We start from the raw sequence: 20,230 nt of genomic DNA, 5'->3' as shown, positions 1-20,230 counted from the left end.
CTCCTAGATGAGCACGACGGACGGCCGAAGCCGTCAGCGTCGTTTGACGAGATACTGGAACGTGAAGCCGGGAAACGCGAACACGACGAACAGACTGAACGTGATCGCGTAAAACTGCCAGCCCTGTTCGAAGCGGTTGCCGGCGCGCGACTCGAGCCAGAAGCCGAGCGCGCCGACGATGAAGTACAGCACGATCAGCTCGCCGATCCGCACCCACGCGTTCTTCTTCGTCGCGCCGAACGGCACGACGGCGAAGAGGCGTTGGTTCAGGAACGGCAGGTTGGCGCAGACGAGCGCCAACAGCACGATGAACCAGCCGGCTGCCGACATTACAGCGGCAGCGTGTGACGGATTGCCTGCAGGCAGGCGGTCAGCAGCGGGCTCGGGATCAGGCCGAGCACGACGACCGCCAGGCCGTTCAGCACGAGGATCGTGCGCTTGCAGAAGTCGCCCGAGATCGGCGTCGAATCCTGCGGCGCATCGAAGTACATCAGCTTCACGATGCGCAGGTAGTAGAACGCGCCGAACAACGACGTGATCACGGCCAGCACGGCCAGCCACGTGAGGCCCGCGTTGACGGTCGCCTCGAGCACGGCCAGCTTCGCGTAGAAGCCGACGGTCGGCGGGATGCCGGCCAGCGAGAACATCATGACCATCATCACGAACGCGAACACCGGGCTGCGCTTGTTGAGGCCCTTGAAGTCGTCGATCGTTTCCGCTTCGAAATCGCGGCGCGCGAGCAGCATCACCACGCCGAACGAGCCGAGCGTCGTGATCAGGTAGACGATCGCGTAGAACATCGCCGAGCTGTAGGCGTTCGCCGGTGCCGCCGCGTCGCCCTTCACGATGCCCGCGAGCAGGCCGAGCAGCACGAAGCCCATGTTCGAGATCGCCGAGTACGCGAGCATCCGCTTGATGTTGCGCTGGACGATACCGGTGATGTTACCGACGATCAGCGACAGCGCGGCCAGGATCACGAGCGCGGTCTGCCAGTTCTGCGCGAGCGGCAGCAGGCCCATCACCAGGAAGCGCAGGCCCCACGCGAACGCGGCAACCTTCGGGCCGCCGCCGACGAACAGCGTCATCGCGGTCGGTGCGCCCTGGTAGACGTCCGGCACCCACATGTGGAACGGTACGGCGCCGAGCTTGAACGCGATACCGGCGACGATGAAGATCACGCCGAACATCAGCACGGCCGCGTCGGTGTTGCCGCCGACCGCCTTGTACACTTCGCCGAGCTCGAGCGAGCCGGTCGCGCCGTAGAGCATCGAGATGCCGTACAGCACGAAGCCCGACGCGAGCGCACCCAGCACGTAGTACTTCATCGCGGCTTCGCTCGACTGCGCGGCATCGCGACGCAGCGCGATGACCGCATACAGCGACAGCGACATCAGTTCGAGACCGAGGTACAGCGTCAGGAAGTTGTTGCCCGACACCATGACCAGCTGACCGAGCAGCGAGAACATGCCGAGCAGGAACACGTCGCCGCGGAACATGTCGCGGTCTTCGAGGTACTTGCGCGAATAGACGAGCGAGACCGCGAAACCGAACGACACGACCGCCTTCATCATGCTCGCGAACGAGTCGACGACGACCATCTTCGAGAAGAAGTAGTACTGGTGCGGGTCGAGCGCCTGGACCGCGAACCACACGCCGGCGACGACCGACGAGACGACCGCGATCAGATAGGTCAGGCGGCGGCCGGAAGCACCGGTAAAGGTGTCGTTCAGCCATGCGACGACGATGGCGGCCATCACCAGCGCGTCAGGCAACAGGACATTCATAGGAGCGTTCATGATCTTGATTTCCTCCGCTCGCGATTACTGGGCCAGCGGCAGCTTCGACTGCGCGACGTGGGAGAGGAGGTTTTCGACGGAAACGTGCATCACGTCGGTGAAAGGCTTCGGATACAGGCCCATCAGCAGCGTGAACGCGGCGAGCACGGCCAGCATCAGGAATTCGCGACGGCCGATGTCCTTCAGCTTGGCGACGTGATCGTTCGCGACCGCGCCGAAATACACACGCTTGTACATCCACAGCGTGTAGGCCGCGCCGAGGATCAGCGTGAATGCCGCGCCGAATGCGATCCAGAAGTTGTACTGGACGGCCGCGAGAATCACCATGAACTCGCCGACGAAACCCGACGTACCCGGCAGGCCGCAGTTGGCCATCGAGAACAGCATCGCGAATGCCGCGAACTTCGGCATCACGTTGACGACGCCACCGTAATCGGCGATCTGGCGCGAGTGCACGCGGTCGTACAGCACGCCGATGCAGAGGAACATCGCGCCCGACACGAAGCCGTGCGAGATCATCTGGATGATCGCGCCTTCGACGCCGAGCTGGTTGAAGATGAAGAAGCCGAGCGTGACGAAGCCCATGTGCGCGATTGACGAATACGCGACCAGCTTCTTCATGTCGGCCTGCACCATCGCGACGAGGCCGATGTAGATCACCGCGATCAGCGACAGCGTGATCACGACGGGTGCCAGGAAGTGGCTCGCGTCAGGCGTGATCGGCAGCGAGAAGCGCAGGAAACCGTACGCGCCGAGCTTCAGCATAATCGCGGCCAGCACGACCGAGCCGCCCGTCGGCGCTTCCACGTGCGCGTCCGGCAGCCACGTGTGCACCGGCCACATCGGCACCTTCACCGCGAACGCGAGGAAGAACGCAATGAACAGCAGGATCTGTGGCGTCATCGCGATCTTCGCGTTCTGCCACGTCGCGAGGTCGAACGAGTGCGTTTCCGTGTACAGGTAGATCAGCGCGACCAGCATCAGCAGCGAGCCGGCCAGCGTGTACAGGAAGAACTTGAACGCCGCATACACGCGGTTCGGGCCGCCCCACACGCCGATGATGATGTACATCGGGATCAGGGTCGCCTCGAAGAACACGTAGAACAGCAGGCCGTCGGCCGCCGAGAACACGCCGATCATGATCCCGGACAGGATCAGGAACGCCGCGAGGTACTGTGCGACGTTCTCGGTGATCACTTCCCACGCGGCGATCACGACGATCACGGTGATCAGCGCGGTCAGCACGACGAACCACATCGAGATGCCGTCGACGCCGAGGTGATACGCAATGTCGAAGCGTTCGATCCAGGTCGACTTCTCGACGAACTGCAGCGCAGCCGTGCTCGAGTCGAAGCCCGTGATCAGCGGGATCGTGACCGCGAGGCCGAGCAGCGCACCGATCAGCGCAACCCAGCGGGCCGTCCCCGGATTTTTGTCGTTACCTACCGCAAGCACGAGGAGGCCGAAAACGATCGGCAGCCAGATCGCGGTACTGAGAATCGGAAAAGCGTGCATTAGTTGTCCCCCCGCCTTATTTGCCGCCGAGCGTTACAAACAGGGTCAGGAGCCCCAGCATGCCGATGATCATGGCGAACGCGTAGTGATAGATGTAACCGGATTGGAGGAAGCGGATCACGCCGGCGAACCAGCCGATGAACCGGGCGCTGCCGTTGACGAGGCCGTCGATCACGACGACGTCGCCCTCCTTCCACAGGCCGCGGCCGATCGCCACCGAACCGCGGGCGAACACCACTTCGTTGATCTTGTCCATGTAGTACTTGTTGTCCAGCAGCGTGTAGATCGGGCCGAACGCGCGGCGGATCGACGCCGGCAGCTCCGGACGCTTCAGGTACAGGAACCACGCGACGACGACACCGGCGAGCGCCAGCCACACCGGCAGGCCCGACACCGAGTGCAGGCCCATGCCGACCCAGCCGTGGAACTCTTCGGCCATCTCGGCCAGCGCCGGATGGTTTTCGCCGATGAAGATCACCTTGTCGAATGCGACGCCGTGCTGGAAGAAATCGCCGAACAGCATCGGGCTGATCGCGATCGCGCCGATGATCACCGACGGGATCGCCAGCAGGACCAGCGGCACCCACACGACCCACGGGGTCTCGTGCGGCTCGTGCGCGTGGTCGTCATGACCGTGGCCATGGCCGTGATCGTCGTGGCCGTGCGCGGCCGCCATGCCCATCGGCGATTCCGGATGCTTCGGCTGGCGGAAGCGCTCTTCGCCGTGGAACACCAGGAAGTACATGCGGAACGAGTACAGCGCCGTGACGAACACGCTCGCGACGACCGCGAAGTACGCGAAGCCCGAACCCGGCAGGTGCGACAGCTTCACCGCGTCGATGATCGAGTCCTTCGAGTAGAAGCCCGAGAAGAACGGCGTACCGATCAGCGCGAGCGAGCCGACGAGCGACGTGATCCACGTGATCGGCATGTACTTGCGCAGGCCGCCCATGTTGCGCATGTCCTGGTCGTGGTGCATGCCCATGATCACCGAGCCGGCGCCGAGGAACAGCAGCGCCTTGAAGAACGCGTGCGTCATCAGGTGGAACACGGCGACCGGGTAAGCGGACACGCCGAGCGCGACGGTCATGTAGCCGAGCTGCGACAGCGTCGAGTACGCGACCACGCGCTTGATGTCGTTCTGGACGATGCCGAGGAAGCCCATGAAGAGCGCCGTGATCGCGCCGATCACCGTGATGAAGGACAGCGCGGTATCCGACAGCTCGAACAGCGGCGACATGCGCGACACCATGAAGATGCCGGCCGTGACCATCGTCGCCGCGTGAATCAGCGCCGAGATCGGGGTCGGGCCTTCCATCGAGTCCGGCAGCCACACGTGCAGCGGGAACTGCGCCGACTTGCCCATCGCGCCGATGAACAGGCAGATACAGGCAACGGTCAGCAGGCCCCAGTCGGTGCCCGGGAAGTGCAGGCTCGCGAGTTCCGCGCGCTTCGCGAACACTTCGCCGTAGTTCATCGAGCCGGCGAACGCGAGCAGCAGGCCGATGCCGAGCAGGAAGCCGAAGTCGCCCACGCGGTTCACGAGGAACGCCTTCATGTTCGCGTAGATCGCGCTCTCACGCGTGAAGTAGAAGCCGATCAGCAGGTACGACACCAGACCCACTGCTTCCCAGCCGAAGAACAGCTGCAGGAAGTTGTTGCTCATCACGAGCATCAGCATCGAGAACGTGAACAGCGAGATGTACGAGAAGAAGCGCTGGTAGCCGTCCTCTTCCGCCATGTAGCCGATCGTGTACACGTGCACCATCAGCGAGACGAAGGTCACGACGACCATCATCATCGCGGTCAGCGAATCGACGAGGAAGCCGACTTCGAGCTTCAGCGAGCCGACGTTCATCCATTCGTAGACGGTCGCGTTGAAGCTCGCACCGCCCATCACGTCGAAGAAGACTTTCGCCGACAGGAGGAACGCGATCAATACGCCGAGGATCGTGATCCGGTGTGCGCCCTTGCGCCCGACTGCGTTCCCGAACAGCCCCGCAATCAGCGAGCCGGCCAGCGGAGCGAGCGGAATCGCCAGCAGCAGGTTTTCATTGAGTGTCGTTGACATAACAGCGTTGCCTGAAATTAACCTTTGAGCTGATCGAGATCCTCGACATTGATCGTGTCGAGCTTACGGAACAGGGTCACCAGAATCGCGAGACCGATCGCGGCTTCCGCTGCGGCGACCGTCAGCACGAAGAACACGAAGATCTGGCCGTGCACGTCACCCAGGTAGTGCGAGAACGCGACGAAGTTGGTGTTCACCGCCAGCAGCATCAGTTCGATCGACATCAGGATGATGATGACGTTGCGGCGGTTCAGGAAAATCCCGACGATCGCGATCGCGAACAGGATCGCGCCGAGCACAAGGTAGTGAGCAAGAGTCAGCATGGTTTTCTTTTCCTCCGCTTAGCCGTTGGTGCCCGAACCGGCTTCGCTTTGCGCCGCTTCCGGCTGCGGCTTGTCCGCTTCCATCTTCACGAGGCGCACGCGGTCGTTGCGGCGCACCTTGACCTGATCCGACACACGCTGGCGCTTGCTGTCCTTGCCCTTGCGCTCGGTCAGCCCGATCGCGGCGATGATCGCGACCAGCAGCACGAGGCCGGCGATTTCGAACGCGAAGATGTAGTCGGTGTAGATCACCTTGCCGATCAGGCGCGTGTTCGACCAGTTGGCCATCTCGCCCGTCGCCATCGCATGCACGGTGTGCGTGTCGCCGTAACCGCGCCACAGGATCAGCGCGGTTTCGATCACGATGATCGCGCCGACCACGGTGGCCATCGGTACGAAGCGCTTGAAATCGCGGCGCAGGTAGTCGATGTTGATGTCCAGCATCATCACGACGAACAGGAACAGCACCATCACCGCGCCCACGTAGACCAGCACCAGCAGGATCGCGAGGAACTCCGCCTCCAGCAGCATCCAGATCGCGGCGGCGTTGAAGAATGCCAGCACAAGGAAAAGCGCAGACGCCACCGGGTTGCGCGAAGTGATCACCTTCAGCCCTGATACCACCAGGAGCAGCGCGAAGATGTAGAACAGTACGGTCGTGAATTCCATGATTACCGGTTCATCGTTAGGCCATAGTCAGGCGCGGCTTGCGGGACGCCCGCACCCGTCGCGGCGGCTCGGCCCGTTCATGCCGGGCCGGCACTGCAAACACAATCAACGATACGGCGCGTCGGCAGCCTTCGCCGCGGCGATGTCCTTCTCGTAGCGGTCGCCCACCGCGAGCAGCATATCCTTCGTGAAATACAGGTCGCCGCGCTTTTCGCCGTGGTACTCGAGAATCTGCGTCTCGACGATCGAATCGACCGGGCAGCTCTCTTCGCAGAAACCGCAGAAGATGCACTTCGTCAGGTCGATGTCGTAGCGCGTCGTGCGGCGCGTGTTGTCCGCGCGCGTTTCCGATTCGATCGTGATCGCCAGCGCGGGGCACACGGCCTCGCACAGCTTGCACGCGATGCAGCGCTCTTCGCCGTTCTCATAGCGGCGCAGCGCGTGCAGCCCGCGGAAACGCGGCGAAATCGGGGTCTTCTCTTCCGGGAACTGCACGGTGAACTTGCGCTTGAACGTGTAACGACCGGTCAGCGCGAGCCCCTTCAGCAGCTCGGTCAGGAAGAAAGTCTTAAAGAAGTGTTGGATAGCCGTCATGATTTCGTCCTTACTTCACCCAGATGTTCAGCGGCGACATCATCCAGCAGCCGACCACGACCACCCAGATCACCGTGACCGGCAGGAACACCTTCCAGCCCAGACGCATGATCTGGTCGTAACGGAAGCGCGGGAACGTCGCGCGCACCCAGATGAACACCGACAGCAGTGCGAATACCTTCAGCACCAGCCAGAAGATGCCCGGGATGAACGACAGGAATTCGAACGGGGCGTCCCAGCCGCCGAGGAACAGCGTCGCAGCCAGCGCCGAGATCACGATCATGTTGATGTACTCGGCGAGGAAGAACAGCGCGAACGCCATACCCGAGTAATCGATCATGTGACCCGCGACGATCTCCGACTCCCCTTCCACCACGTCGAACGGGTGACGGTTCGTTTCGGCGATGCCCGAGATGAAGTAGACGACGAACGCCGGCAGCAGCGGCAGCCAGTTCCACGACAGGAAGTTCACGCCGTGGCCGGCGAAGAAGCCGTGCTGTTGCGAGCCGACGATTTCCGACAGGTTCAGGCTGCCGGCCGTCATCAGCACCAGCACCAGTGCGAAGCCCATCGAGATTTCGTACGACACCATCTGTGCCGCGGCGCGCATCGCACCGAGGAACGCGTACTTCGAGTTCGACGCCCAGCCGGCGAGAATCACCGCGTACACGCCGATCGACGAGATCGCCATCGCGTACAGCAGGCCCGCGTTCACGTTCGCGAGCACGGCTTCGGCCTGGAACGGGATCACCGCCCACACGGCGAACGCCGGCACGACGGTCATGATCGGCGCGATCAGGTACAGCCAGCGGCTGGCGGCGGTCGGCTGGATGACTTCCTTCAGCAGCAGCTTCAGCACGTCGGCGATCGGCTGCAGCAGGCCGCCGGGGCCGACGCGGTTCGGGCCGAGACGTACGTGCATCCAGCCGATCAGCTTGCGTTCCCACAGAATCAGGTACGCGACGCACAGCAGGATGACGACGGAGACGACGAGGATGCGCACGACTGCCCACACCGTCGGCCACGCGAAGCCGAGAAGCTGGGCCCCGCCCGCGTTGATCGTATCGAACAAGCTCATTTACGCCTTCTCCACCACCAGTTCACCGGACAGGCTGCCGAGCGCTGCGCCGGCAGGCGTCGCCGCCGACACGCGAACGACCGTCTCCGCAAGATTCGCGTCGCGCACGGCCGGCAATTGCACCGCACGCTCGCCCTGGCGCACGCGCACCGCGTCGCCTTCCTTCAAGCCCAGCTTGTCGAACAGCGCGGCCGGCAGGGCTGCGACGTTCGCCGCCTTCGCGGCGGCCGTCAGGTGCAGCGCACCCGCGCGGCGCACGAGTGCGTCGGCGTGATAGATCGGCACATCGGCCAGGCGCTCGAAACCGCCGTTCGCGGCATTCGCCGCGGCACGGGCCGGCGCGACCGACGTCTGGTTCGACAGGCGACCCGCGACGCCGGCGTCGCCGAGCGCGGCGACACGCACTTCTTCAGCGGTCTCGTATTCGAAGTTCGGCAGGCCGAGCAGGCTGCCGAGCACGCGCAGCACCTTCCACGCCGGACGCGTGTCGCCGAGCGGGCGCACGACGCCGTTGAAGCTCTGCACGGTGCCTTCCGCGTTGACGAACGTACCGGCCGTTTCGGTGAACGGCGCAACCGGCAGCAGCACGTCGGCGTAGTCGAGGCCGTGCTTGAACGGCGACATCACGACGACCATCTCCGCCTGGTTCAGCGCGGCCAGTGCCTGCGCCGGGTCGGCCGTATCGAATTCCGGTTCGACGTTCAGCAGCACGTAGCCCTTGCGCGGCTGCGCGAACGCTTCGCGTGCGTTCAGGCCGCCTTCGCCCGGCAGTGCGCCGACCACGTGCGCGCCGACCGTGTTCGCCGCTTCCGTCAGGAAGCCGAACGTGGCGCCGGTGTTGTCGGCGATCCACTGGGCGACGGCGTGCAGCTTCGCGAATTGCGGATGACGGACCGCGACGTTGCCGAGCAGCACCGCGCGGCGTTCGCCGTTCGCGAGCGACTGCGCGACAGCCTGGGCGGCCGGCGATGCCGTGACGCCCGCGAGCGCGTCGGGCAGCGTGACGCCGCGCAGTTGCGCGACGGCCGCGGCGATGCCGGCCAGCTCGTCGAGCCATGCCGACGGCGCGGCGACGATGCGTTGCGCGGTCGGGATCAGCGAATCGTCGCCGGTCGCGTGCAGGAAGTGCAGCTTCGCGCCGTTCTTCGCAGCCTGACGCAGGCGCGATGCGAACAGCGGGTGGTCGCGGCGCAGGAACGACCCGACGACGAACGCGGCGTCCACGTTCGACAGATCGGCGATCGGCATGCCGAGCCACGGCGCGCCCTGGACCGGTGCCGAGAAATCCTGCTGACGCAGACGGAAGTCGACGTTCGGCGTTTTCAGTTCGTTGGCGAGCTGCTTCACGAGGAACAGCTCTTCGGCCGTGCTGTGCGCGCTCGCGAGCATCGCCAGCGCGTTCGCGCCGTGATCCGCGGCGATGCCCTTCAGGCCCTTCGCGACGTATTCGAGCGCGGTCTGCCAGTCGGTCTCGATCCACTGGCCGCCCTGCTTCAGCATCGGCTTCGTCAGGCGCTCTTCGCTGTTGAGGCCTTCATACGAGAAGCGGTCCTTGTCCGAGATCCAGCATTCGTTGATCGCTTCGTTCTCGAACGGCAGCACGCGCATCACGCGGTTGTTCTTCACCTGCACGACGAGGTTCGCGCCGACGGAATCGTGCGGGCTCACCGACTTGCGACGCGACAGCTCCCAGGTACGGGCGCTGTAGCGGAACGGCTTGCTGGTCAGCGCGCCGACCGGGCACAGGTCGATCATGTTGCCCGACATTTCGGAGTCGACCGTCTTGCCGACGAACGTCGTGATTTCCGAATGCTCGCCGCGGCCCAGCATGCCGAATTCCATCACGCCGGCGATTTCCTGGCCGAAGCGGACGCAGCGCGTGCAGTGGATACAGCGCGACATTTCTTCCATCGAGATCAGCGGGCCCACGTTCTTGTGGAACACCACGCGCTTTTCTTCCGAGTAGCGCGACGACGACTTGCCGTAGCCGACCGCCAGATCCTGCAGCTGGCATTCGCCGCCCTGATCGCAGATCGGGCAATCGAGCGGGTGATTGATGAGCAGGAATTCCATCACCGACTGCTGCGCCTTCACAGCCTTGTCGGACTGCGTGCGGACGATCATGCCGGCCGACACGGGGGTCGCGCAGGCAGGCACGGCCTTCGGCATTTTCTCGACTTCGACGAGACACATCCGGCAGTTGGCCGCGACCGACAGTTTCTTGTGATAGCAGAAGTGAGGAATGTACGTATCCGCCTTGTGCGCAGCCTGGATCACCATGCTGCCTTCGGGCACCTCGACCTTCTTGCCGTCTATTTCAAGTTCAACCATGATGGTGAATGGTCCTTAACCTATTTCCGCCCGTTCGCGCCTTCGCCCGACCGTGCGCTCAAATTCCGCAACCGGGTGCGCTTCAGGCTGCCGCCGCGTGCGCGTGGCCGCCGACCATGCAGTGCTTGTGCTCGACGTGGTACGCGAATTCGTCCCAGTAGTGCTTCAGCATCCCGCGTACCGGCATCGCCGCCGCATCGCCGAGCGCACAGATCGTGCGGCCCATGATGTTCTCGGCCACCGAGTTCAGCAGGTCCAGATCTTCCTGGCGGCCTTCGCCGTGCTCGATACGGTTCACGACGCGATACAGCCAGCCGGTGCCTTCACGGCACGGCGTGCACTGGCCGCACGATTCCTCGTAGTAGAAGTACGACAGGCGCAGCAGCGAGCGCACCATGCAGCGCGTCTCGTCCATCACGATCACCGCGCCGGAACCGAGCATCGAGCCCGCCTTCGCGATCGAGTCGTAGTCGAGATCGGTCTGCATCATGATGTCGCCCGGGATCACCGGCGCCGACGAACCGCCCGGAATCACGGCCTTGATCTTCTTGCCGCCGCGCATCCCGCCGGCGAGCTCCATCAGCACCGCGAACGGCGTGCCGAGCGGCACCTCGTAGTTGCCCGGGCGCTCGACGTCGCCCGACACCGAGAAAATCTTCGTGCCGCCGTTGTTCGGCTTGCCGATCTCGAGGTAATTCTGCGGCCCGATGGACAGCAGGAACGGCACCGCGGCGAACGTCTCGGTGTTGTTGATCGTGGTCGGCTTGCCGTACACGCCGAAGCTCGCCGGGAACGGCGGCTTGAAGCGCGGCTGGCCCTTCTTGCCTTCGAGCGACTCGAGCAGCGCCGTTTCCTCGCCGCAGATGTACGCGCCGTAACCGTGGTGCGCGTGCAGCTGGAACGAGAATTCCGAGCCCATGATGTTGTCGCCGAGGAACCCGGCGGCGCGTGCCTCATCGAGCGCGGCTTCGAAGCGTCGATACACTTCGAAGATTTCGCCGTGGATGTAGTTGTAGCCGACGGTGATGCCCATCGCGTACGCGCCGATGGCCATGCCTTCGATCAGCGCATGCGGGTTCCAGCGCAGGATGTCGCGATCCTTGAACGTGCCCGGCTCGCCTTCGTCCGAGTTGCAGACGAGGTACTTCTGCCCCGGGAACTGGCGCGGCATGAAGCTCCACTTCAGGCCGGTCGGGAAGCCCGCACCGCCGCGACCGCGCAGGCCCGACGCCTTCACGTCGGCGATCACCTGCTCGGGCGGAATCTTTTCTTCGAGAATGCGGCGCAGCTGCTTGTAGCCGCCGCGCGCAACGTAGTCTTCGAGGTGCCAGTTCTCGCCGTTCAGACCAGCGAGGATCAGCGGTTTGATGTGACGGTCGTGGAGGGACGTCATTTCGAGAGCTCCTCAAGCAGCTGGTCGATCTTCTCGCGGCTCATGAAGCTGCACATTCTGTGATTGTTCACCAGCAGCACCGGCGCATCGCCGCACGAGCCCATGCATTCGCCTTCCTTCAGCGTGAACTTGCCGTCGGGCGTGGTCTCGCCGAAGCCGATGCCCAGCTTCTGTTTCAGGTAGTCGGCAGTCGCTTCCGCGCCGCCGTGCGGGCCGAGCTGGCACGGCAGGTTCGTGCAGAGCGTGATCTTGTGCTTGCCGACCGGTTTGAGCTCGTACATCGTGTAGAACGTCGCGACTTCCTGCACGGCAACGGCCGGCATGCCGAGATAGTCCGCAACGAACTGCATCAGTTCGGGCGACAGCCAGCCGTGCTCTTCTTGAGCCACGGCCAACGCCGACATCACGGCGGACTGTTTCTGATCGGCGGGATACTTCGTCAACGCTCGATCGATTTCCTTCAGGCCTTCAGCTGAGATCATTTTCAGACACGACTCTTTCAATTCCTACCGAACGAACAACCTGCCGCACACTGGGGTGCATGGACGGCAGACCTGGCGCTCACTCTGTTGACAGCTTGCGAAGCCGCGCCGGTTCAGCGCGCATCGCGTGTGACTTACTGCTCGCCGCCCGCGCTCGCGGGCGGCGCAACCATTAGCGATCGATTTCGCCGAACACGATGTCCTGCGTACCGATGATCGTGACGGCGTCGGCGATCATGTGACCGCGCGCCATTTCGTCGAGCGACGCCAGGTGCGCGAAACCCGGTGCGCGAATCTTGAGGCGATACGGCTTGTTGGCGCCGTCCGACACGAGGTAGATGCCGAATTCACCCTTCGGATGCTCGACCGCCGCGTACGCTTCGCCTTCCGGCACATGGAAACCTTCGGTGAAGAGCTTGAAGTGGTGAATCAAGTCTTCCATGTTGGTCTTCATGCCGACGCGCGACGGCGGGGCAACCTTGTGATTGTCCGTCATCACCGGGCCCGGATTCTTGCGGAGCCACTCAATACACTGTTTCGCGATGCGGATCGACTGGCGCATTTCTTCGACGCGCACCAGATAGCGGTCGTAGCAATCGCCGTTCACGCCGACCGGCACGTCGAAATCCATCCGATCGTACACTTCGTAGGGCTGCTTCTTGCGCAGGTCCCACGCGATGCCCGAGCCGCGCAGCATCGGGCCCGTCAGGCCCATCTGCAGCGCACGTTCCGGGCTCACCACGCCGATCCCGACCAGACGCTGTTTCCAGATCCGGTTGTCGGTCAGCAGCGTTTCATATTCGTCGACGCACTTCGGGAAGCGCGTGAAGAAATCGTCGATGAAGTCGAGCACCGAACCACTGCGCGCTTCGTTCATCTTCGCGAGCGCCTTCTCGTTGCGAATCTTCGACGCCTTGTATTGCGGCATTGCGTCAGGCAGATCGCGATAGACGCCGCCCGGACGATAGTAGGCCGCGTGCATCCGGGCGCCGGACACCGCTTCGTACACGTCCATCAGGTCTTCGCGCTCGCGGAACGCGTACAGGAACACGGCCATCGCGCCGACGTCGAGTGCGTGCGCGCCGATCCACATCAGGTGGTTCAGCACGCGCGTGATTTCGTCGAACAGCACGCGGATGTACTGCGCGCGCTCCGGCACTTCGATGCCGAGCAGCTTTTCGATCGCGAGCACGTAGCCGTGCTCGTTGACCATCATCGACACGTAGTCGAGACGGTCCATGTACGGCACGGACTGGATGAAGGTCTTGGATTCCGCGAGCTTTTCCGTCGCGCGGTGCAGCAGGCCGATGTGCGGATCGGCACGCTGGATGACTTCGCCGTCGAGCTCGAGCACGAGGCGCAGCACGCCGTGCGCTGCCGGGTGCTGCGGGCCGAAGTTGAGCGTGTAGTTCTTGATTTCTGCCATGACGCCCCCTTAATGTTTCAGACCGCCATAGCGATCCTCGCGGATCACGCGCGGCGTGATTTCGCGCGGCTCGATCGTCACCGGCTGGTACACGACCCGCTTCTCTTCCGGGTCGTAACGCATTTCGACGTAGCCCGACACCGGGAAGTCCTTGCGGAACGGGTGACCGATGAAGCCGTAGTCGGTGAGGATGCGGCGCAGGTCGGGGTGGCCTTCGAACACGATGCCGTACAGGTCGAACGCTTCGCGCTCGTACCAGTTCGCCGAGGTCCAGATGTCGACCAGCGACGCCACGATCGGCAGATCGTCGTCCGGCGCGAATGCGCGCAGGCGCAGGCGCCAGTTGTTCGTGACCGACAGCAGGTGCGACACGGCCGCGAAGCGCGGGCCGTCGTAGGCGCCGTCGCCGAAGGTCTGGTAGTCGACGCCGCACAGGTCGATCAGTTGCTCGAAACGGAGCTTCGGATCGTCGCGCAGCGTCTTTGCGACTTCGAGGTAATCGCTCGCCTTCACGACGAGCGTCAGTTCACCGATCGCTTCGGTGAGGCTCACCACGCGCGCGCCGAGCGCGGCTTCGAGGTTTGCCTTGAGGGTCTCGATTTTGCTTGCCATATTGAGGGGACGCTCGGGGCTTTATTGACGGGCGATGGTATTGGTGCGGCGGATCTTCGCCTGAAGCTGGATCACGCCGTAGACCAGCGCCTCGGCCGTGGGCGGACAGCCCGGCACGTAGACGTCGACCGGCACGATCCGGTCGCAGCCGCGGACCACCGAGTACGAGTAGTGGTAGTAACCACCCCCGTTTGCGCACGACCCCATCGAGATCACCCAGCGCGGCTCGGCCATCTGGTCGTACACGCGGCGCAGCGCGGGCGCCATCTTGTTGCACAGCGTGCCGGCCACGATCATCACGTCCGACTGACGCGGGCTCGGACGGAACACGACGCCGAACCGGTCCAGATCGTAACGGGCCGCGCCCGCATGCATCATCTCGACGGCGCAACACGCGAGCCCGAACGTCATCGGCCACAGCGAGCCGGTACGCGTCCAGTTGATCAGCTTGTCAGCCGTCGTGGTGACAAACCCTTCCTTCAAGACCCCTTCGATACTCATTTGCTTTCCACTCCAGACGAGCGACCGAGCGTGGCCGCCCATGCAAACCGGCGATTAACCCATCACTCCCAGTCGAGGCCGCCTTTCTTCCAGATATAGGCAAAGCCCAGCAGGAATTCGAGCAGAAAAATCATCATTGCGATGAAACCCGGCCAGCCGATGTCCCGGAGCGCGACGCCCCACGGAAACAGGAATGCGGTTTCGAGATCGAAGATGATGAACAGGATGGCGACGAGGTAATACCGAACGTCGAATTTCATCCGGGCGTCTTCAAAGGCTTCGAAGCCGCACTCGTACGGTGCGTTCTTCTCGACGTCCGGCTTGTTGGGACCAAGGAGCTTGCCGATGCTGACCAGCGCTATACCTAAACCAGTGCCCACGAGGAGGAACAACAAGACGGGGTAATAGGCTGCGAGGTTCAAGGCAATCCTCTATCGGTTGGTTCTGAGCGTCCGGAGAATACCACTTCCGGCGGAAGGAATCATTTCGGAGTACAGGCGATCGCAAGACAACCGCAAGCACACCCCAGAAATGAAAAATGCCAGCCACTAGAAGCGGCTGGCATTGAGTAACTTTGGTGCCGACGGCGAGACTCGAACTCGCACAGCTTTCGCCACTACCCCCTCAAGATAGCGTGTCTACCAATTTCACCACGTCGGCACTGCATGCAACTCGGGTTGTGCTGCTCGTTTCCCGCGAATCGCTTCAAGAATTAAATTCTAACCCGAGTTCCAGATTTGTTCAACGCACAAACGCAAAAAATTTAACTTTTTATTTCGGGACATCCTGGCCCGGCACGCTTGCGGCCGAACCGGCGGCAGCGGACGCCGCGACGGCCGGTGCCGACGCTGCAGGTGCCGATGCCGGCGCGGTCACGGCCGTGCCGAGCACGCCCGCCGACGGCGTCGACTTGTACGAACCGAGGTACGTCAGCGCGAGCGTCGCGACGAAGAAGATCGTCGCGAGAATGCCCGTCGTACGCGACAGGAAGTTCGCCGAGCCCGTCGCACCGAACAGGCTGCCCGACGCGCCGCTGCCGAATGCGGCGCCCATGTCGGCCCCCTTGCCGTGCTGCAGCAGCACGAGTCCAATCACACCAAGTGCAGACAGCACCTGCACCACAATAATCAGCGTCTTGAATAACAGCATCACACCCACCCGATTGGATCGGGCGACCGGACCGACCGGCCGCCGTCATGGTTCAATTCGATCTCGGACCGCTCAACGCGCGGCCCGGCAGATCGCCAGGAAATCTTCCGCCTTCAGCGACGCGCCGCCGATCAGGCCGCCGTCGATGTCCGGCTGCGCGAACAGCTCTTCCGCGTTGTCCGGCTTCACGCTGCCGCCGTACAGCACGGACACGTCCGCCGCACCCTTTGCCGCAAGACGCGTACGCAGGAACGCGTGCACGTCCTGCGCCTGCGCCGACGTCGCGCTCTTGCCCGTGCCGATCGCCCAGACCGGCTCGTACGCGACGACGATGCGCGCGGCCTCGTCAGCCGTCAGCACGGCCAGCACCGCGTCGAGCTGCGCACCGACGACCTGCTCGGTCGCACCCGACTCGCGCTCGTCGAGCGTCTCGCCGACGCACACGACCGGCGTGAGGCCCGCCGCGAGCGCGCGCTGCGTCTTCGCCGCGACCGTCTCGCTGCTTTCGCCGTGATACGCGCGACGCTCCGAATGGCCGACGATCGCGTACCGCGCGCCGAACTCCGCCACCATCGCGGCCGCCACTTCGCCGGTGAACGCGCCTTGCTCGTGCGCGGACACGTCCTGCGCACCGAACGCGACACGGCCACCGCCGAGTTGCGCCTGAACCTGCGCGAGATACGGGAACGGCACGCACACGCCAATCGACGTTTCAGCCGCCACCGCGCCCGCACCCTGCACCACTTCGTTCAGCAGCGCCTGGTTGCCGGCCAGCCGGCCGTGCATCTTCCAGTTGCCGATCACTCGCTTTGTTCGTTGTTTCGACATCGTGTCCGTCTCGTCACTATCTTGTCATTAACGTGCCGGAACCCGGCCGTCAGGTTGGATCTGGCGAAGCAAACCCGCGATTTTACTGCGCGGGGCTTGAACCGGTCAAACCGCGCATGTCAAGCCCGCCGCACGGGGCGTCAGGCGTTCGACCCCCAATCGAGCACGATCTTGCCGGTATGCTCGCTGCTTTCCATCAGCGCATGCGCCTGCGCGGCGTCCGCGGCGGGCAGCACGCGATAGATCACCGGCTTGATGCGGCCGTCGGCGAGCAGCGGCCATACGCGCGCCTTCAGCTGCGCGGCGATACGGGCCTTGAATTCGACCGGGCGCGGGCGCAGCGTCGAACCGGTGATCGTCAGCCGGCGGCGCAGGATCTCGCCGAGGTTGACGTCGGCCTTCGCGCCGCCAAGCAGCGCGATCAGCACGAGACGGCCGCCGTCCGCGAGCGCGGACAGCTCGCGCGGCACGTACGAGCCCGCCACCATGTCGAGGATCACGTCGACGCCGCGATCGTGCGTCAGCGACTTCACGACTTCGACGAAGTCTTCGGTCTTGTAGTTGATCGCGCGCTCGGCGCCGAGCGCCTCGCACGCACGGCACTTGTCGGCGGTGCCGGCCGTCGCGAACACGCGAAAACCGAGCGCATGCGCGATCTGGATCGCCGTCACGCCGATGCCGCTGGAGCCGCCCTGCACGAGCAGCGTCTCGTGCTCGCCGCCCTCGCCCGCGCCGAGCTGCGCACGGTCGAACACGTTGCTCCACACGGTGAAAAACGTTTCGGGCAGCGACGCGGCCTCGATATCGGTGAGGCCGCCCGGCACCGGCAGGCACTGCGGCAGCGGCGCGACCGCATATTCGGCATAGCCGCCGCCCGCGAGCAACGCGCACACGCGGTCGCCGAGCTTCAGGCCGAACGGGTTCAGCGCCGCATCGGACAGATCGCCGCCGACGATCTCGCCCGCGACCTCGAGGCCCGGCAGATCCGACGCACCCGGCGGCGGCGCATAGGCGCCCTTGCGCTGGAACACGTCGGGCCGGTTCACGCCGGAAGCCGCCACCTTGATCAGCACTTCGCCGCGCTTCGGTTCGGGGCGCGGACGCTCCGCGAGCTTCAGCACGTCGGGGGCGCCGAATTCGGTGATTTCGATGGCTTTCATGGTGAGAATCGCTCCAGGATCGGAATCGGATGGCACGCCCGCGCGCACGGCGTGGACGCCTCGCCGGCGCTGCTGCGCCGCACAACGATGCTACAGAAAAAACGGCCGGCACGCTTTCGCACTGCCGGCCGTTGATCCGCCTGTCCGCTTACTGCTGCGGCGGCGTATCCGACTGCGCTGCAGCCGCTGCTTCATTCAGCAGCGCCTTGGCCGACAGACGCACGCGACCCTTCTCGTCCGTCTGGATCACCTTGACCTTCACCTGCTGACCTTCCTTCAGGTAGTCGTTGATGTCCTTCACGCGCTCGTTGACGATTTCCGAGATGTGCAGCAGGCCGTCCTTGCCCGGCAGCAGGTTCACGATCGCGCCGAAATCGAGCAGCTTGAGCACCGTGCCTTCGTACACCTGGCCGACTTCGATCTCGGCCGTGATCTGCTCGATGCGCTTCTTCGCTTCGGCCATGCCGTCGCTGCTCGTGCTCGCGATCGTCACGACGCCGTCATCCGAGATGTCGATGGTCGTGCCCGTTTCTTCCGTCAGCGCGCGGATCACCGAACCGCCCTTGCCGATCACGTCGCGGATCTTTTCCGGGTTGATCTTGATGGTGATCATGCGCGGCGCGAATTCCGACAGTTGCGTGTTCGCACCCGACACCGCCGAGGTCATCTTGCCGAGGATGTGCATGCGGCCTTCCTTCGCCTGCGCGAGCGCGACCTGCATGATTTCCTTCGTGATGCCCTGGATCTTGATGTCCATCTGCAGCGCCGTCACGCCTTGCTCGGTGCCGGCCACCTTGAAGTCCATGTCGCCGAGGTGGTCTTCGTCGCCGAGGATGTCGGTCAGCACCGCGAACTTGTTGCCTTCGAGAATCAGGCCCATCGCGATACCCGCGACGTGCGCCTTCATCGGCACGCCGGCGTCCATCAGCGCGAGGCAGCCGCCGCACACCGATGCCATCGACGACGAACCGTTCGATTCGGTGATTTCCGACACGACGCGGATCGAGTAGCCGAATTCGTCGGCGCTCGGCAGGCACTTGACCAGCGCGCGCTTGGCCAGCCGGCCGTGGCCGATTTCGCGGCGCTTCGGCGAACCGACGCGGCCCGTTTCGCCGGTCGCGAACGGGGGCATGTTGTAGTGAAGCATGAAGCGCTCGCGGTATTCGCCTTCGAGCGCGTCGATGATCTGCTCGTCACCCTTCGTGCCGAGCGTCGCGACGACCAGCGCCTGCGTCTCGCCGCGCGTGAACAGCGCCGAGCCGTGGGTACGCGGCAGCACGCCGGTGCGGATTTCGATCGGGCGCACGGTGCGCGTGTCGCGGCCGTCGATGCGCGGCTCGCCGTTCAGGATCTGCGAGCGGACGATCTTCGCTTCGATGTCGAACAGGATATTGCCGACGGTGGCCTTGTCGGCCGCGACCGTGCCGGCCGCCAGCGCGTCTTCCTCGAGCTTCGCCGAGGTCGCCGCGTAGACTTCCTTCAGCTTCGCCGAACGTGCCTGCTTGTCGCGCAGCTGGTAAGCGGCGAGCAGATCGTTCTGCGCCAGCTCGGTCACGCGTGCGATCAGCGCCTCGTTCTTCGGCGCCGGCTGCCAGTCCCACTCGGGCTTGCCGCCGTCGCGCACCAGTTCGTGGATCGCGTCGATCGCGATCTGCATCTGCTCGTGGCCGAACACCACCGCGCCCAGCATCACGTCTTCCGACAGTTGGTCGGCTTCCGATTCGACCATCAGCACGGCGCGCTCGGTACCCGCGACGACGAGGTCGAGGCTCGATGCCTTGATCTGGTCACGCGTCGGGTTCAGCACGTACGCGTTGTCGATGTACGCGACGCGTGCGGCGCCGACCGGGCCGTTGAACGGCAGGCCCGACACGGCGAGCGCAGCCGATGCGCCGATCAGCGCGGGGATGTCCGCCGGGATTTCCGGGTTCACGGACAGCACGTGGATCACGACCTGGACTTCGTTGTAGAAGCCTTCCGGGAACAGCGGGCGCAGCGGACGGTCGATCAGGCGCGACGTCAGCGTCTCGTGCTCCGACGGACGGCCTTCGCGGCGGAAGAAGCCGCCCGGGATCTTGCCGGCCGAATAGGTTTTCTCGAGGTAGTCGACGGTCAGCGGGAAGAAGTCCTGACCCGGCTTCGCCGACTTCGCGCCCACGACGGTCGCGAGCACGACGGTGTCTTCGACGTCGACGATCACGGCGCCGCTCGCCTGGCGAGCGACTTCACCGGTTTCGAGGCGCACCTTGTGCTGGCCCCACTGGAATTCCTTCACGACCTTGTTGAACATGGACATGGTTGC

The 20,230-nt window shown here is 64.2% G+C and carries 19 protein-coding genes and 1 tRNA gene; all 20 read right to left on the bottom strand.

Annotated features, from left to right (window positions below; translation table 11 throughout):
- Positions 1 to 33: 33 nt before the first annotated feature.
- On the bottom strand, positions 34 to 330 hold the full coding sequence (locus DTA15_RS14265; protein WP_006484867.1) for a DUF2818 family protein: 297 nt from the start codon (positions 328 to 330) through the stop codon (positions 34 to 36).
- Complete coding sequence (gene nuoN / locus DTA15_RS14260; RefSeq protein ID WP_171983970.1) at positions 330 to 1,784, bottom strand: NADH-quinone oxidoreductase subunit NuoN; 1,455 nt, start codon at positions 1,782 to 1,784, stop codon at positions 330 to 332. The genes DTA15_RS14265 and nuoN overlap by 1 nt, the downstream gene beginning before the upstream one ends.
- Positions 1,785 to 1,820: 36 nt before the next feature.
- Complete coding sequence (locus tag DTA15_RS14255; RefSeq protein ID WP_006484881.1) at positions 1,821 to 3,311, bottom strand: NADH-quinone oxidoreductase subunit M; 1,491 nt, start codon at positions 3,309 to 3,311, stop codon at positions 1,821 to 1,823.
- Between the two features lie 16 nt (positions 3,312 to 3,327).
- Positions 3,328 to 5,382, bottom strand: a complete 2,055-nt coding sequence (gene nuoL / locus DTA15_RS14250; protein ID WP_006484887.1) for an NADH-quinone oxidoreductase subunit L — start codon at positions 5,380 to 5,382, stop codon at positions 3,328 to 3,330.
- 17 nt (positions 5,383 to 5,399) lie between these two features.
- Positions 5,400 to 5,705, bottom strand: coding sequence for an NADH-quinone oxidoreductase subunit NuoK (gene nuoK / locus DTA15_RS14245; protein ID WP_006478272.1), 306 nt, complete (start codon positions 5,703 to 5,705; stop codon positions 5,400 to 5,402).
- Positions 5,706 to 5,723: 18 nt separating this feature from the next.
- Positions 5,724 to 6,374: an NADH-quinone oxidoreductase subunit J gene (locus tag DTA15_RS14240; protein ID WP_006484877.1), complete on the bottom strand. Its 651-nt coding sequence runs from the start codon at positions 6,372 to 6,374 to the stop codon at positions 5,724 to 5,726.
- Positions 6,375 to 6,479: 105 nt separating this feature from the next.
- Positions 6,480 to 6,968 carry an NADH-quinone oxidoreductase subunit NuoI gene (gene nuoI, locus DTA15_RS14235; protein WP_006484869.1) on the bottom strand — a complete coding sequence of 163 codons (489 nt, stop codon included), beginning with the start codon at positions 6,966 to 6,968 and terminating at the stop codon, positions 6,480 to 6,482.
- A 10-nt stretch (positions 6,969 to 6,978) separates the two neighbouring features.
- On the bottom strand, positions 6,979 to 8,046 hold the full coding sequence (nuoH, locus tag DTA15_RS14230; protein ID WP_006484885.1) for an NADH-quinone oxidoreductase subunit NuoH: 1,068 nt from the start codon (positions 8,044 to 8,046) through the stop codon (positions 6,979 to 6,981).
- Positions 8,047 to 10,377 (bottom strand): NADH-quinone oxidoreductase subunit NuoG, encoded by a 2,331-nt coding sequence (gene nuoG / locus DTA15_RS14225; protein ID WP_006484875.1) that lies wholly within the window; start codon positions 10,375 to 10,377, stop codon positions 8,047 to 8,049.
- Between the two features lie 82 nt (positions 10,378 to 10,459).
- Positions 10,460 to 11,770: an NADH-quinone oxidoreductase subunit NuoF gene (nuoF, locus tag DTA15_RS14220; RefSeq protein ID WP_006484894.1), complete on the bottom strand. Its 1,311-nt coding sequence runs from the start codon at positions 11,768 to 11,770 to the stop codon at positions 10,460 to 10,462.
- Positions 11,767 to 12,252, bottom strand: a complete 486-nt coding sequence (gene nuoE, locus DTA15_RS14215; RefSeq protein WP_006478266.1) for an NADH-quinone oxidoreductase subunit NuoE — start codon at positions 12,250 to 12,252, stop codon at positions 11,767 to 11,769. Before nuoE ends, nuoF begins: the two co-directional genes overlap by 4 nt.
- A 172-nt stretch (positions 12,253 to 12,424) precedes the next feature.
- Positions 12,425 to 13,678, bottom strand: coding sequence for an NADH-quinone oxidoreductase subunit D (locus DTA15_RS14210; RefSeq protein ID WP_006478265.1), 1,254 nt, complete (start codon positions 13,676 to 13,678; stop codon positions 12,425 to 12,427).
- Positions 13,679 to 13,687: 9 nt separating this feature from the next.
- Positions 13,688 to 14,290 (bottom strand): NADH-quinone oxidoreductase subunit C, encoded by a 603-nt coding sequence (locus tag DTA15_RS14205; protein WP_006478264.1) that lies wholly within the window; start codon positions 14,288 to 14,290, stop codon positions 13,688 to 13,690.
- 21 nt (positions 14,291 to 14,311) lie between these two features.
- The gene (locus DTA15_RS14200) at positions 14,312 to 14,791 is read right to left on the bottom strand and encodes a NuoB/complex I 20 kDa subunit family protein (protein ID WP_006398799.1); all 480 of its coding nucleotides are present in this window, start codon (positions 14,789 to 14,791) and stop codon (positions 14,312 to 14,314) included.
- 62 nt (positions 14,792 to 14,853) lie between these two features.
- Complete coding sequence (locus tag DTA15_RS14195) at positions 14,854 to 15,213, bottom strand: NADH-quinone oxidoreductase subunit A (protein ID WP_006398798.1); 360 nt, start codon at positions 15,211 to 15,213, stop codon at positions 14,854 to 14,856.
- 153 nt (positions 15,214 to 15,366) lie between these two features.
- Positions 15,367 to 15,451 (bottom strand) — tRNA-Leu (locus tag DTA15_RS14190).
- Positions 15,452 to 15,562: 111 nt separating this feature from the next.
- Positions 15,563 to 15,940: a preprotein translocase subunit SecG gene (gene secG, locus DTA15_RS14185; protein ID WP_012492733.1), complete on the bottom strand. Its 378-nt coding sequence runs from the start codon at positions 15,938 to 15,940 to the stop codon at positions 15,563 to 15,565.
- Positions 15,941 to 16,012: 72 nt separating this feature from the next.
- Positions 16,013 to 16,768, bottom strand: a complete 756-nt coding sequence (tpiA, locus tag DTA15_RS14180) for a triose-phosphate isomerase (RefSeq protein WP_006484882.1) — start codon at positions 16,766 to 16,768, stop codon at positions 16,013 to 16,015.
- 140 nt (positions 16,769 to 16,908) lie between these two features.
- Positions 16,909 to 17,928, bottom strand: a complete 1,020-nt coding sequence (locus tag DTA15_RS14175) for an NAD(P)H-quinone oxidoreductase (RefSeq protein WP_012492734.1) — start codon at positions 17,926 to 17,928, stop codon at positions 16,909 to 16,911.
- A 148-nt stretch (positions 17,929 to 18,076) separates the two neighbouring features.
- Positions 18,077 to 20,224, bottom strand: a complete 2,148-nt coding sequence (gene pnp, locus DTA15_RS14170) for a polyribonucleotide nucleotidyltransferase (protein ID WP_034178497.1) — start codon at positions 20,222 to 20,224, stop codon at positions 18,077 to 18,079.
- Between the last annotated feature and the right edge of the window lie 6 nt (positions 20,225 to 20,230).

This window comes from Burkholderia cenocepacia, assembly GCF_900446215.1.
In the GTDB taxonomy this organism is placed as follows: domain Bacteria; phylum Pseudomonadota; class Gammaproteobacteria; order Burkholderiales; family Burkholderiaceae; genus Burkholderia; species Burkholderia cenocepacia.
This window is presented reverse-complemented; position numbering and strand designations above follow the sequence as displayed.